Raw genomic sequence first — 13,837 nt, forward strand, 5'->3', positions numbered from 1 at the left:
CAGCATGTAAAAATGCCTGTCTATCCTTTTTGTGATACCTTAAGCTTCCCGTTTTCTGACTTTCACACTGAGTTTTGTCATGTAATCCGCTTCATTTTTAGACATCAGAGAATGAAGTAAATACTCCTCAAAGACATCTCCATCCAGTATCATATCCTCTGCTTCGATTTGATCTAATAAACGTGAATAGGCAGTCTCCATCTCTTCATATGTTCCTTGTTGATACATGACTGCATATAGACCCGCTGGCTTTTTGACTGCATCTGGCCCTTCCATTCGGCAAAACAGCCTATCAGACTGATGATAATGACGCTGCAAAAACTGCTCCTTGTTTAAAACAGAACCATTTGCCGCAGCACCTTTAATCCCAATTCCTTTCAGAAATTCTCCTACAATTCGAGAAATTTCTTCTACAGGTGTGTTTGAATCAATCGGGTTTGATGTACTGAGGACGATCGGTTCCTCTGGCAGTTCTTGAAACAAGACCTCCCCTGTTTTCACTGATGATAATTCATTCGTTGTCTCGATCACACGAAAAAGAAAAGATTGAATATCCTGTAGTTTTTGGATCTCCTCTCCGACCTTTTCTGCTTGCTCAATCGCCAGGCTTTGCAATTTATCTTGAGAAGGCTCAGTAAAGTATTGTTTTAATTGCTTGATCGGAAATTGAACAGCACGAAGGGATTGAATGGCCATGAAATGGTCAAATTGTTCAAATGTATAATAACGGTATCCATTTTCCTGAACACCTGCCGGCTTAAACAAATCGATTTTATCATAATAGAGCAGTGTATCTTTTTTCACTTCAAATAATGCCGCAAATTCTCCAGTTAAAAATGTTTTTTGACCATCGCTCATCATTTTTAGGGCTCCTTTCTTGACTATGGAGTTACTCCATCCTTTATGATAACATGCATAAACACCACGTATGTGGAGAAAGGATTTACACATGAACAAAATCGCACAAGATCAAGTCACATTATCACTTGCAAATCAAGAAGACTTCCCTTTGATGAAAAAGGAACTGCAAGATGCTTTCACTGCTGGCATCATTGATGCATTTGGGGATGCAGAAGGTGGACCAATTCCTCCTGATGAGTCGATTGATGAATCTTTTTATTCGACAGAGAACCTTGTCTATCATATTTTACTAAATGGACAAAAGGCAGGAGGGGTTGTTTTAAAAATCAACCATCACACACACCGCAATTCGGTGGACCTATTATATATCTCTTCATCATCTCATAGCCGCGGCATTGGTCAGGCAGCATGGAAAGCCATTGAGGCGCAATATCCAGAAACGAAGGTGTGGGAAGTTGTCACTCCTTATTTTGAAAAGCGCAACATTCATTTTTATGTGAACAAATGCGGGTTTCAGATTGTTGAGTTTTATCACTTACACCATCCAGATCCGAGCTTCCCTCATGAGAAGGATCAAGAAAATGACCCTTTAGCGCCTGAGGCATTTGAATTTTTCAAATTTGAGAAAGTCATGAAAAAAGATTGTTCAAGTTCATAAAAAAACTCCCTCTTATGGGGAGTTTCAGATTGTTGACAAAGGGCTAAAATGGACTTTATTTTAGCCCTTTGTCTTCTTTTTCAAGAGTTGTCAGTGCTTCAGCATCGTTTCCATGTCGTTCCCTTTTTTCTCTCTTTTTTTATCATACACTAAAGAACACTACCCCAAGGAGAAAGGTAGTGTTCGTTACATTCATTTTAGCTTCTAATCTGACCATCACCAGACAGAAGCAGCTTTGTCGTTGTCAGTGCAGGAAGTCCCATTGGCCCTCTTGCGTGCAGTTTTTGAGTAGAAATGCCAATTTCAGCGCCATATCCTAGTGCACCGCCATCTGTAAAACGTGTAGATGCGTTATGGTAAACAGCGGCCGCATCGACTTCGTTTAGAAAGATTTGTGCGTTTTTTTCATCCTCTGTTACGATGGCTTCTGAATGTTTGGTCCCGTACTGATCAATGTGGTGAATGGCGTCCTCAATTGAGTCAACCACTTTCACCGCAAGATCCAGACTTAAATACTCATCTGTCCAATCTACTTCCTCCGCAGGAACCGCTTCGGAAAAGAAAGGTTGAGCGTCTTGATCTCCATGCACAGTGACTTGGTGCTGAAGCAGTGCTTCATTCAATGCTGCACCATTTTCTTTCAGCCAATCGCGATGAACGATCAGAGTCTCAAGCGCATTACAAACGGCCGGGCGATTTGTTTTCGCATTGATAACAATCTGAATGGCTTTTTCCACATTCGCTGTTTGATCAACAAAAACATGGCAGTTCCCTGTCCCTGTTTCAAGAACTGGAATGGTCGATTCTTCTACAACGGTTTTGATTAAAGAAGCCCCGCCTCTCGGAATTAAAACATCTATCCATTCTTTTAGATGAAACATCGCTTGAACCGATGAACGGTCTGTTTGTTCAATAAACTGTACCGCATCACGAGGAATCTTTGTTTGATCCAATGCCTCATGAATGACGCGGACGATGGCTTTGTTGGAAGAAATAGCGGAGGAACCGCCTTTTAAAATCACTGAGTTGCCTGCCTTAAGGGCAAGCCCTGCTGCATCGACAGTGACATTCGGTCTCGCTTCATAGATCATCCCGATCACGCCGAGCGGTACTCTTCGGCTTTTCACATGTAAGCCGTTTTCAAGAGTCCATTCATCCAATATTTCTCCAACAGGATCTGTTAATCTCGTCACAAGCCGCAAACTTTCCGCAAACTCATGAATTCTCTCTTCATTTAACATTAATCGATCCATTAATGCTTCAGAGAAGCCCTTTTCTTTTCCTGCCTCTAAATCCTTTTGATTTTCCTGTAAAATAAAATCACTTTGCTGTTCGAGCGTTTCTGCTATTTTCAGCAGTGCCTCATTTTTTTCCTCTGTTTGAAGTAAGCCTAGTTTTTTTGATACGTGCTTTGCTTTTTTCGCTTTTTCTTTGACCGATGTGACAACTTCAGCTGTCAGTGTCATGAAATTCCTCCCTTATGATTAGCAAACTGGTATTGATAAATCTAAATGACAAACAAACGCTTCAAGATCTACGACATGCACCACTTCATCCTGTAGCAAGTCACCGTTGAGTGCGAGTTCGTCGGACGCATAATTGACAATGCCAAGCCCTATTTCTCTTTCATCTTGATCTAAAATACGGACTACATCGCCTTTTTTAAACGAACCATTTACATCGACTATGCCGTCAGAATCCAGACTTTTCTCACGATGCATGAGAAGCTCCTGTGTTTTCTCTTGAACAACGATTTCGCCTTTTGGGCCAGAATGAAAAGCAATCCACTGTTTTTTATAATTCAGCGGCGCTAAATTTTCGTCAGCTGTAAAATAAGTGCCGTCCTCTGTCCCATTAATGGCTTTGTCTAAAATGTGAGGCGTATCGGCTTTTCCCAAAAAGCCATTGATGCCTGCGGCCATTGAAATTTTAAAGGCATCGAGTTTTGATTTCATTCCGCCTGTGCCAACGCTGCTTCCCGCATCTCCAGCGGCTGCTTCGATGTCTTCTGTGATTTCTGTGACTTCTAGAATTCTCTTCGCATTCGGGTTTGTATGAGGGTTATCTTCATACAAGCCATCAATATCAGATAAAATAGCGAGGAAATCCGCATCAATCAGTCCAGCTACTTTTGCAGACAATGTATCATTATCTCCAAACTTCAACCGATTGATCGTCACTGTATCATTTTCATTAATAATCGGGATGATCCCTCGATCTAATAACACATTCATTGTATTTCGCACATTTTGATAGCGCGTTTCATCTGAAAAATCGCTTCTTGTAATTAATAGCTGTGAAGCAATATAACCGTGCGATAAAAATAAAGTAGAATATGACTCCATTAAAAGCCCTTGCCCTATTGAGGCAGACGCCTGTTTTTCTGGCAGTGTTTTCGGTCTATCAATAAATCCTAATTTTCGGTAACCAGCTGCAACCGCACCAGATGAGACCAAAATGACTTCGTGTCCTTCATCTTTGAGTTTTACAATTTGATTGACGAGGTTTTCTAGTTTTTTTAAACTAATCTCACCTTGAAAGCTAGTAAGAGAGCTGCTTCCGATTTTCACAACAATTCGTTTTCTCTCTTTATCTGCGTACACCTTATCACTCCTGTATTGAGGCTCTATTTATATCGTTACTTTTTGTTTTTGCTGTTCACTTATTTCTTTTGATCGATTGGCGGCATGTTTGACGGCCTGCTTGATGGCTTCTCCTCCGCCAAAATCATCTAATGCATCTAGTCCTGCAGCCGTTGTTCCATTAGGTGACGTAATTTTTTCTCTGAGGACAGAAGGGTTTTCAGCTGTTTCTTGCAGCATCTTCGCTGCACCGAGAAGTGTCTGTGTACCGATTTGACGGGACATTTCTTTTGATAAGCCAGCTTCTTCTCCAGCCTCTTCGATTCTTTCCATTAAGAAATAAAAATAAGCTGGACCGCTTCCGGCAATTCCTGTGAAAATATCCATTTGCTCTTCCTGAATGGTATATACTTCTCCCATTTCAGATAAAAGAGCCCGACTCATGCTTACATGTTCATTTTTCACATCACGTCCAGCAGATAAAGCGGTCGCCGACGCCCCAATCGTACTTGACGTATTTGGCATTACTCGCATAACAGGCTGCCCTTCATGCAGCATGTCTTCAATATACGATGATTTCACACCTGCAAGCACAGACAGGATGAGCTGATCTTTCTGAATATGAGGTTTTAATGATTCAAGTGCTGTTTCAGCATCCTTTGGCTTCATTGCCAGGATCAACATATCCATCTCTTCAAAAGGAAATGAATCCATTGTGGCTGTTTGGATTCCGTAGCGTTTCGTTAGTTCGTTTAATCGCTGCTTATTTTGCTTGTTTGTTGCGTAAATGTGGCTGAGCGGCATCTGACCTGATCGCACAATACCTGCAATCATTCCTTCCGCCATAGAACCTGCTCCAATGAAAGCAACTTTCTTTTGATCAATGATATTGATCCTCTCCCTTGTTCGCTTTTTGTTCGTGTTTTTCGCACGTTAGTTATCGTAACATGATGAGAAATCGTGTCAAGAAAGAGCCAGCGCTTTTCAAAAGTCCCGAATACCAGCTGAACAGCTTGCGGTATATATGTTAGCCGTGTTTTTTCAAATCATCAATTTAGATCAAAAGAACTATACAGATTTGAATCATAGTACCCTTTCGTTCGACTGAATTCACCATTTTATTTTTGGTTTCGGTGACTTCAATTCTAGTTTTTAGAAAGCGCTATCATTTTTGATGACTTTCTATTTTCCTATAGGACGAATGTGTTTGAATCTTTCGATTAGACTATTGACATATTTTAGAAAACATGTCCGTTGAAATGCGTTTTTCGTGGTGATACCGTGAAAGGGAATCAAGAGAAAAAGGAGCGTTCATAATGAAAGTAAAAGAAAATTACGTCAATGTCATCCCAATGAAAGAAATCCGATCTACTGATGACCTTCTTTTCCCATTCCCTATCTACAATGAATTACGATCGCAGGGTGATATTCGATACGATGAAACGAGAAAGTGCTGGGATCTCTTTCGATATGCTGATATTCAGTCCGTTCTGAAGCAGCCAAAAGTATTTTCATCACAGCGAGGAAGAAGTACATCTAAAACGAGTATTTTAACAATGGACCCTCCAAAACATACCAAAATGAGAGCACTCGTCAATAAAGCCTTCACGCCAAAAGCGATCAAACAAATAGAAGAAAAGATCAAAGACTTGACCCATGATCTATTACATCAAGTAAAGGATCAACGGACCTTCGATATTGTCCAAGATCTTGCCGCTCCCCTACCTGTCATGATCATCGCCGAGCTTCTCGGGGCAGAAGTGAAAGACAGAGAGCTGATCAAAAAACATTCAGATGCTCTAGTTGCAGGAGCCAAAGATGATTCAAAAGAAGCTGTTCAAGCCGTTGTCGACATGCAAAAACAAGCAGAAAAAGAGCTGTCAGCGTACTTTGCTCATTTGATCCAAAAACGAAAAGAAACGCCAGCCGATGATTTAATCTCCCTTCTCATCCAAGCGGAAATTGACGGTGAGCGTTTATCAGAAAATGAACTACTTGGCTTTTGTATACTCTTACTCGTTGCTGGTAATGAAACAACAACGAATTTAATCACAAATGCCGTACGACTTTTAACAGAACAGCCGCATATCGCCGAATCAGTGCGGCAAGACCTGTCTCTCATTCCTCAATTGACGGAGGAAACGCTGCGCTATTATCCGCCTGTTCAAGCGATTGGGCGAGTTGCAGCAGAGGATGTTCAGATTGCCGGTTCTCACATTGAAAAAGGAGACTATCTCATCAGCTGGGTGGCATCTGCGAATCGTGATGAACGAAAATTTGAAGATCCAGATACGTTTCGTCTTGACAGAAAATCAAATCCACATTTGAGCTTTGGCTTCGGCATCCATTTTTGTCTTGGTGCCCCTCTCGCCCGGCTTGAGGCTCATCTAGCACTTGAGATTTTACTCCGTACGTTTCGAGAAATCACCTGTGCGGCAGATCAGCTGAAACCAATTCAAAGCACGTTTGTGTTTGGGGTCAAAGAATTCCCTGTGCAGGTCACCCGTTTTTAAAGTCCCTTTCATTAGGGGCTTTTTTTCATATGCTTATCCTTACCTTCCTCGTCTGAACATGCTAAAATAAAGTCCATATGTACAGTGATCACGGAATTCGGAAAGGAAGCTAAACGTATGACCGATTACACAGCAATGAAAGACGGAATATTCAAATCAGTTTGTTCGTTAGATTGCCCTGACCAGTGCGGTCTTTTAATCCATAAAGAGAACGGAAAGATCGTTAAAGTTCAAGGAGACCCAGATCATCCAGTCACTCAAGGAAACATTTGCAATAAAGTGCGGAATGTCACAGCTCGTTTATATGATGAAAAACGTCTGACAACGCCATTAAAACGTGTAGGTCAAAAAGGTGACCGGCAGTTTGCACCAATTACGTGGGAAGAAGCGATTGAAACCATTCGTCAAAAATGGACAAAGCTGATCGAAGAAAAAGGACCAGAAAGCATTTTGCCTTACAGCTTCTATGGGAATATGGGGAATCTTAATGCAGAAGGAATGGACCGCCGCTTTTTCTATCGACTTGGCTCAAGTCAGCTAGACCGAACCATTTGTCAGTCAGCCGGAACAACAGGCTATAAATATACAATGGGCGCAAGCATCGGGACAGACCCAGAAGAGACCATTCACACGAAACTATTTATCTTTTGGGGCATCAATGCGGTTTCAACCAATATGCATCAAATCACGTTGGCACAAAAAGCTCGAAAGCAAGGGGCTAAAATTGTCGTCATTGATGTGCACAAAAACCAAACGGGCCGGATGGCAGATTGGTTCATTCCGCTTCGCCCTGGCACTGACAGTGCGCTAGCTCTTGGGATCATGCATGTCCTTTTTAAAGAAGACCGCACAGATGCGTCATTTTTAGAGACTTACACGGTCGGTCACAATGAACTTCGCGAGCATGTGAAGCAGTATGATCCAGAAACGGTTGAACAAATCACGGGTGTCCCGAAAGAAGACATCATCACACTTGCGAGAATGTACGCAGAGACATCGCCATCTCTCATTCGTATTGGCAATGGGCTACAGCATCACGATAATGGCGGCATGAGTATTCGAACCATCTCCTGCCTCCCTGCCCTCACCGGTCAATGGCTGCATAAAGGCGGCGGTGCGATGAAATCGAACTCTTCTTTTCTTAGTTATAATGAAATCGCTCTTCAGCGACCGGAATTATTAAAGGAACGCGAACCTAGAACATTTAATATGAATCAGCTGGGCAGCGTGCTAACGAACGCAGAACCTTCTATTGATTCTCTTTTTGTCTACTCTTGCAACCCGGCTGTTGTGACACCTGAAGCAAATAAAGTAAGAGACGGTTTGATGCGGGAAGACTTATTTACGGTTGTCCATGACTTGTTCATGACAGAGACAGCTACTTATGCGGATATTGTTCTGCCAGCGACATCTGCCTTTGAAAACGAGGATTTTTATACTTCTTACTGGCATCATTACATTCAAATTCAAGAACCTGTTATAGAACGTTATGGAGAAAGCAAATCAAACACTGAAGTGTTTCGTCTTTTGGCTCATGCGATGGGCTTTGAAGATGAAGCCTTTAAAGACACAGATGCGGAACTAATGGAACAAGCTCTTCATCATCCTGAAAATCCGCATTATGAAAACATTTCATATCAAGCGTTAAAAGAGAAAAAGTGGATCAAAGCAAAACGAGGGCCTTTCGAAGATTTAAAGCTCCCTACCCCAAGCGGGAAAATTGAGCTTTACTCTGAACAAATGAAAAAAGATGGATATCCAGCCCTTCCAACCTATGTACCTTTATTCAAGGAAAGTGATTATCCACTAACGTTTATACCGGGACCAAACCATAATTTTCTTAATTCCACCTTCTCTCTTCATGAGAAGCATCAAAAGCTAGAGAAATTTCCGAAGCTTCATATGAATGAACAAGATGCAAAAGAAAGACAGATTGAAGATGGGGACATGGTTCGTGTGCTGAATGATCGAGGAGAATGCGAGCTGATCGTGTCAGTCGGACAAAATGTGTTATCTGGTGTTGTTGTCAGCCAGGGATTATGGGCAGACCAAAAAGGCAAAAAACATTTGGTGAATGGCCTCACACCTGATCGTTTGGCAGATATGGGCGGTGGTGCGACGTTCTTTTCCGGCAGAGTCGAAGTTGAAAAATTATGATAGAAAGAGCCAGGAGTTTTGCTCCCGGCTCTTTTCTTTGACTTTTTTAGTTGCCAATAAACAGCTGATTGGTCATCACATTTGCACTTCCGCTGCTTTGGTAGCCTTCTACAGTAAATGCCGTTTCATACATTTTCCCCATTGGCATCCCTAAGCTTTCCCATTTTCTAAAATGCGCACTGACGGAGACCGTTCCGCTTGTACGTTTCGTTTGACGTACACTCCAATATTGCTTGAAGGTTGCGATCCCGATAATGGAAGGCTGATTGACACGGGTTGTTTCATAAATGTCATATGTGCCTCCATCAGCATAAAATGATCCTTTATACGCTCCTGTTGGACGATATGTGCCCCATGAATCAACAATGTAGTATTCTGCTAATGGAGATTGTGTCCAGCCATAGACACATAGATATGAATTCCCGCCTGGGTTAAAACTTGCGTTGTAATTGATGGAGATGTTGCCAAGTTGATGGTGAGTTCTAGTGGAATCAAACTTTTTCCCTTTTCTAAATAAAGCATTTCCGATATTGTTCCAGCCTGCACTAAATGCCCCGCCGTTATTGAGTGTCATCGAGGTGTTTCCATAATCCTTCCATAATTCATAATCGTACCCGCTATGGTTACCCATTTCATTATTCGTAATGGTTCTCGCATGGGCTGGTACAACCGTCAGTATAAGCGTCAGTCCAATACACATCACAAACAACAGTCTTAATTTTCTCAAATTCATCGTCCATTCCTCTCCTTTTTCATCCTTTTGATTCTGTCATCTCTAAGATGAAATGAATTCATCACCTCCTTTCATGCCCCACTCACTACTAGATTATCGATACTGTGCTAGACCCGCATGAATGTCTCTTGTGTGTGTATAAATGCTTTGATACAAACGAAAGAGATGATCATATACATCGACATGCTGTTGATTTGGTGTCAATACGGCCGCTTGATGGATAAACTGATCCGCGCACGCCTCAAGTGACTCGTACCAGCCGCATCCAACTGCTGCAAGCATCGCTGCACCTAATGCGGGCCCTTGCTCATTTTCAAGCTGTATCACCTCAGCTTGAAAAATGTCTGCCTGCATTTGAAGCCATGTATGACTTCTCGCACCTCCACCAATAGACACGATGGAATCAATGCTTTTTCCCGCCTGCTTGAATAAAGCGATCGATTCATTTAATGAAAAAGTGATTCCTTCAAGCACAGCTCTAACCATATGCGCTTTTTTATGCCGGCTGTCTAATCCAATGAAGCTTCCACGAATGACTGAATCTGCATGAGGCGTTCTTTCCCCAACTAAATATGGCGTAAATAGCAATCCATTTGCGCCAGGCGCTATATCTTTTGCTCCGGCTAAAAGGTCTTTAAACGAATCATTTGGAGCAAGTAAAGATTTAATCCAATCGAGGCTATAACCTGCTGATAAAGTGACTCCCATTGTATAAAAAGCGTCTTTTTTTGCATGATGGAACAAATGCAAGTTTCCATTCAGCTCTCTGTTATGATTTTCTTCATAGGAAAGAATGACACCTGATGTGCCAATGCTGCATAATGTGTGACCTGATGATAAAATGCCGGCACCAATGGCACCGCAAGCATTATCCGCTCCACCCGCAAAAACCTTCACCTCTTCTGCCATCCTGGTTTCCTTTGCGATCTGCGGCAAGAGTGTTCCAACCTCCGCCTCCGATGAAACGAGCGGCGGGCAAATACGAATCGGAATATTAAAGGTTTGACAAATCTCCTCACTCCATGTTTGTTCTCCCATATCCAACAGTAACGTACCAGCCGCATCAGAATAGTCCATATGAATAGCACCGGTTAATCGATATCTGACATAATCTTTTGGAAGTAAAAACAAATGGATTCGTTGATCAATTTCTGGTTCATGTTCCTTTACCCATAACAACTTTGGCAGTGTAAATCCTTCTAATGCCTGATTTTTTGTGATCGCTTGCAGCCTGCCTCCTAGCTTTTCTGTCATGCGCACGCATTGCGGTGTTGTTCTTGTGTCATTCCACAAGATGGCAGGCCTGAGCACTTGAAGGGATTCATCCAATAAAACAAGGCCGTGCATTTGTCCAGAAAAACTGATGCCTTCTACTTGCCTTGACTGAACAGGCTTTCTCTCCATCAGTTCTGTCATTGCGGCCATCGTCTGCTCTACCCAGTCTTCAGGATTTTGCTCACAATAACCTGGTTTGCTTTGAATGAGGCGGTAAGATTTAGTTGTCTCGCAGCATACCCTCCCGCTCTCATCTACTAATATCGCTTTGACTCCGCTCGTTCCAAGATCAATTCCCATCACATACTTCATGTGTTCACTCCTTCAAAACATCAGCCCGCTCCATTAATCTTCTAACAAATATTGATTTAATCTGGCTTTCAGCTGTTCCTCTCTGCCAGATTCGTTTTTGATGAGCGGATGTTTCAGTGCATATTCTTCTAATGTATGAAAGTTTGCCTTTCCTTCTGAAATCTCCCGTCCAATTCCTTCAGAAAAACTACGGTACCGGTGCTTGATCACATCTTCAAACACACGGTCTTCTATGAGTCTATGAGCCACCCGCAGCCCTTTTGCGAATGCATCCATCCCCGCAATATGGGCATACAGAAGATCTTCCAGTTCAAAGGAGGCTCTTCTGACTTTTGCATCAAAATTGAGACCGCCTGTTCCAAGTCCGCCATTTTGCAAAATTTCATACATGGCGAGTGTTGTGGCATATAAATCCGTTGGGAATTCATCTGTGTCCCAGCCTAGAAGGGAGTTTCCTTGGTTGGCATCAACGGAACCGAGCAGTCCATGAATTCTTGCTACACGCAGCTCATGCTCAAACGTATGACCCGCTAATGTCGCATGATTGGCCTCGATATTTAATTTAAAGTGTGTATCCAATCCATATTGTTTTAAAAAGGCGATTGATGTCGCTGCATCCGTATCATATTGATGAGTTGTCGGTTCCTTCGGCTTTGGCTCAATTAAAAATTGACCTGTAAATCCAATTTCTTTTGCATAATCGACCGCCATATGCAAAAAGGTCGCCAAATGGTCAAGCTCTCTTTTCATATCTGTATTCAGTAGTGTGTCGTAACCTTCTCGTCCTCCCCAGAAAACATAATTTTCTGCGCCGAGTTCCTTTGCTGTTTCGATGCCCTTTTTCACTTGTGCAGCTGCATAGGCAAATACATCGGCATGACAGGATGTCGCTGCACCGTGAACAAATCTTGGATGCTTAAACATATTAGCCGTGTTCCATAGAAGCCGAACCCCGCTTTGCTGCATGTAATCTTTCATTCTTTCTATGATGATGTCTAACTGCTGATTGGTCTCTTGAAGCGTGTCGCCCTCTGGTGCAATATCACGGTCATGGAATGAAAAATACGGAACATCCAATAGATCAAAGAGCTGAAAAGCCACTTCCAATCTAGCTTTCGCCAAATCCATTCCGCTATAAGAATCCCAGGCCCTTTTCATCGTGCCAGTTCCAAACATGTCTGTTCCATCAGCAGTCAGTGTATGCCAATAAGCGACGGAGAATCGCAGGTGATCTTTCATTGATTTTCCGCCAATCATTTCGCTCGGATCATAATATTTAAATGCGAATGGGTTCTTTGAATGTTTTCCTTCATATTGAATGTTGCCAATCCCCTGTAAACGACTTAACGAAGTCATATTTGATTTGACCATAAGTGATTCCCCCTATATATTCACTTAGTAAGTTGATTCAACAAACAAATGAACAAGTTGACCAACTAATCTCTTTGAATTTTCTATATTTTTTAGTTTTTTAGAAATATTTTCGTTATAATAAAGTGAAAAGCATGTTTTATAGAGAATAAACACGACAAAAAATGGCTTTTCTTCACTTAATCTAAAGACGAAACAAATGGAGTGGATACAATGGATATTGCGGATCAGAACTTTGTGAAAAAAATAAATCAAAAGCTATTGCTAAACGAAATTCTGCACCATGCACCAATTTCCAGAGCAAAATTATCTGAACGCACTGGGTTAAATAAATCGACCGTTTCTTCTCAAGTGAGTACATTAATGAAAGAACATCTTGTTTATGAAATCGGTCAAGGCGAATCTAGCGGCGGAAGAAGACCCGTGCTTCTCATGTTTAATAAACGTGCAGGTTACTCTATCGGCATTGATGTCGGTGTTGATTATGTCAACGGCATTTTAACAGACCTTGAAGGGTCGATGATTCATAATGAGCAGCTCAAGCTCCCATCCAGCACACCTGATGTGACCGTCCGTATTTTAATTGAATTGATTCAGCAGTTACGTTCACACATTCCTTCTTCTCCATACGGGCTGATTGGTATAGGGATTTGTATACCTGGTCTGGTCGATGCAGATGAACAAATTGTGTTTACGCCTCATTCAAAATGGAAAAATGTCGATCTAAAAACAAGTCTCCAAGACACATTCCAAGTACCGGTTTTTATCGAGAATGAAGCAAATGCCGGTGCGTACGGTGAAAAAATCTTTGGTGCTGCTAAACATTATGACCATCTGATCTATGCAAGTATCGGCACTGGTATTGGAATAGGCATCATTATCAATCATCATTTATATAGAGGCACGAACGGTTTTTCTGGTGAAATGGGACATATGACGATCGACTTTAATGGACCGACATGTAGCTGCGGAAATCGTGGTTGCTGGGAACTGTATGCATCTGAAAAGGCACTGTTCCAATCGCTCCAAACAGATGGTCAGCCATTCACCTATCAAGATATTGAGCGACTGGCGAAGTTAAATGATATGAAGACACTCAATGCCTTGCGTAACTTTGGCTTTTACATTGGGGTAGGTCTCACAAACGTTCTGCATACCTTCAACCCACAAGCCGTTATTTTACGAAACAAGGTCATTGAATCTGAGCAGACCGTTCTAAGTGTTATTCAAGATGAAGTATCCTCTAGAATGGATGCACAATTCAGCTCACGGGTGGAGCTGCTTCCTTCATCATTAGGACAAAACGCACCAGCCTTAGGGATGACATCTCTTGTCACTGAAGCTTTTTTGCGTGATGTCACGCCTTCACCATAAT

Annotated in this window: 11 protein-coding genes; 4 read left to right on the top strand and 7 right to left on the bottom strand. The window is 42.0% G+C overall.

Annotated elements, in window-relative coordinates; translation table 11 throughout:
• Positions 1–39 precede the first annotated feature (39 nt).
• Positions 40–861, bottom strand: a complete 822-nt coding sequence (locus LCD34_RS00085) for a MerR family transcriptional regulator (RefSeq protein ID WP_224558374.1) — start codon at positions 859–861, stop codon at positions 40–42.
• Positions 862–949: 88 nt separating this feature from the next.
• Here LCD34_RS00085 and LCD34_RS00090 point away from each other — a divergent pair, with 88 nt between their 5' ends.
• Positions 950–1,519 carry a GNAT family N-acetyltransferase gene (locus LCD34_RS00090; protein WP_224558375.1) on the top strand — a complete coding sequence of 190 codons (570 nt, stop codon included), beginning with the start codon at positions 950–952 and terminating at the stop codon, positions 1,517–1,519.
• Positions 1,520–1,716: 197 nt separating this feature from the next.
• Here the strand turns inward: LCD34_RS00090 and LCD34_RS00095 are convergent, their stop codons facing one another.
• Genes LCD34_RS00095 through proC form a run of 3 tightly spaced genes read right to left on the bottom strand, consistent with a single transcriptional unit; the run spans position 1,717 to position 4,947 of the window.
• Entirely contained in the window at positions 1,717–2,985 is a 1,269-nt protein-coding gene (locus LCD34_RS00095) for a glutamate-5-semialdehyde dehydrogenase (RefSeq protein ID WP_212337993.1), read from the bottom strand.
• Between the two features lie 18 nt (positions 2,986–3,003).
• Positions 3,004–4,122, bottom strand: a complete 1,119-nt coding sequence (proB, locus tag LCD34_RS00100; protein WP_046343748.1) for a glutamate 5-kinase — start codon at positions 4,120–4,122, stop codon at positions 3,004–3,006.
• A gap of 27 nt (positions 4,123–4,149) precedes the next feature.
• The gene (gene proC / locus LCD34_RS00105) at positions 4,150–4,947 is read right to left on the bottom strand and encodes a pyrroline-5-carboxylate reductase (protein ID WP_007500664.1); all 798 of its coding nucleotides are present in this window, start codon (positions 4,945–4,947) and stop codon (positions 4,150–4,152) included.
• A 470-nt stretch (positions 4,948–5,417) separates the two neighbouring features.
• On the opposite strand from proC, the gene LCD34_RS00110 reads away from it, so the two are divergent.
• Together LCD34_RS00110 and LCD34_RS00115 are read left to right on the top strand one after the other, a co-directional pair.
• On the top strand, positions 5,418–6,614 hold the full coding sequence (locus tag LCD34_RS00110; RefSeq protein ID WP_113747274.1) for a cytochrome P450: 1,197 nt from the start codon (positions 5,418–5,420) through the stop codon (positions 6,612–6,614).
• Between the two features lie 117 nt (positions 6,615–6,731).
• Complete coding sequence (locus LCD34_RS00115; protein ID WP_046343752.1) at positions 6,732–8,771, top strand: molybdopterin oxidoreductase family protein; 2,040 nt, start codon at positions 6,732–6,734, stop codon at positions 8,769–8,771.
• A 46-nt stretch (positions 8,772–8,817) separates the two neighbouring features.
• Here the strand turns inward: LCD34_RS00115 and LCD34_RS00120 are convergent, their stop codons facing one another.
• The 3 genes from LCD34_RS00120 to xylA all read right to left on the bottom strand — a co-directional run bounded on the left by LCD34_RS00120 (position 8,818) and on the right by xylA (position 12,462).
• Positions 8,818–9,504, bottom strand: coding sequence for a glycoside hydrolase family 11 protein (locus LCD34_RS00120; RefSeq protein ID WP_113747273.1), 687 nt, complete (start codon positions 9,502–9,504; stop codon positions 8,818–8,820).
• 93 nt (positions 9,505–9,597) lie between these two features.
• The gene (xylB, locus tag LCD34_RS00125; RefSeq protein ID WP_224558376.1) at positions 9,598–11,091 is read right to left on the bottom strand and encodes a xylulokinase; all 1,494 of its coding nucleotides are present in this window, start codon (positions 11,089–11,091) and stop codon (positions 9,598–9,600) included.
• A 33-nt stretch (positions 11,092–11,124) separates the two neighbouring features.
• The gene (gene xylA, locus LCD34_RS00130; RefSeq protein WP_224558377.1) at positions 11,125–12,462 is read right to left on the bottom strand and encodes a xylose isomerase; all 1,338 of its coding nucleotides are present in this window, start codon (positions 12,460–12,462) and stop codon (positions 11,125–11,127) included.
• Positions 12,463–12,675: 213 nt separating this feature from the next.
• Between xylA and LCD34_RS00135 the strand changes: the two genes are divergently transcribed.
• Positions 12,676–13,836: an ROK family transcriptional regulator gene (locus tag LCD34_RS00135; protein ID WP_224558378.1), complete on the top strand. Its 1,161-nt coding sequence runs from the start codon at positions 12,676–12,678 to the stop codon at positions 13,834–13,836.
• Position 13,837 lies beyond the last annotated feature (1 nt).

Source organism: Bacillus sp. RAR_M1_44 (genome assembly GCF_020165935.1).
GTDB classification, from domain to species: domain Bacteria; phylum Bacillota; class Bacilli; order Bacillales; family Bacillaceae; genus Bacillus; species Bacillus altitudinis.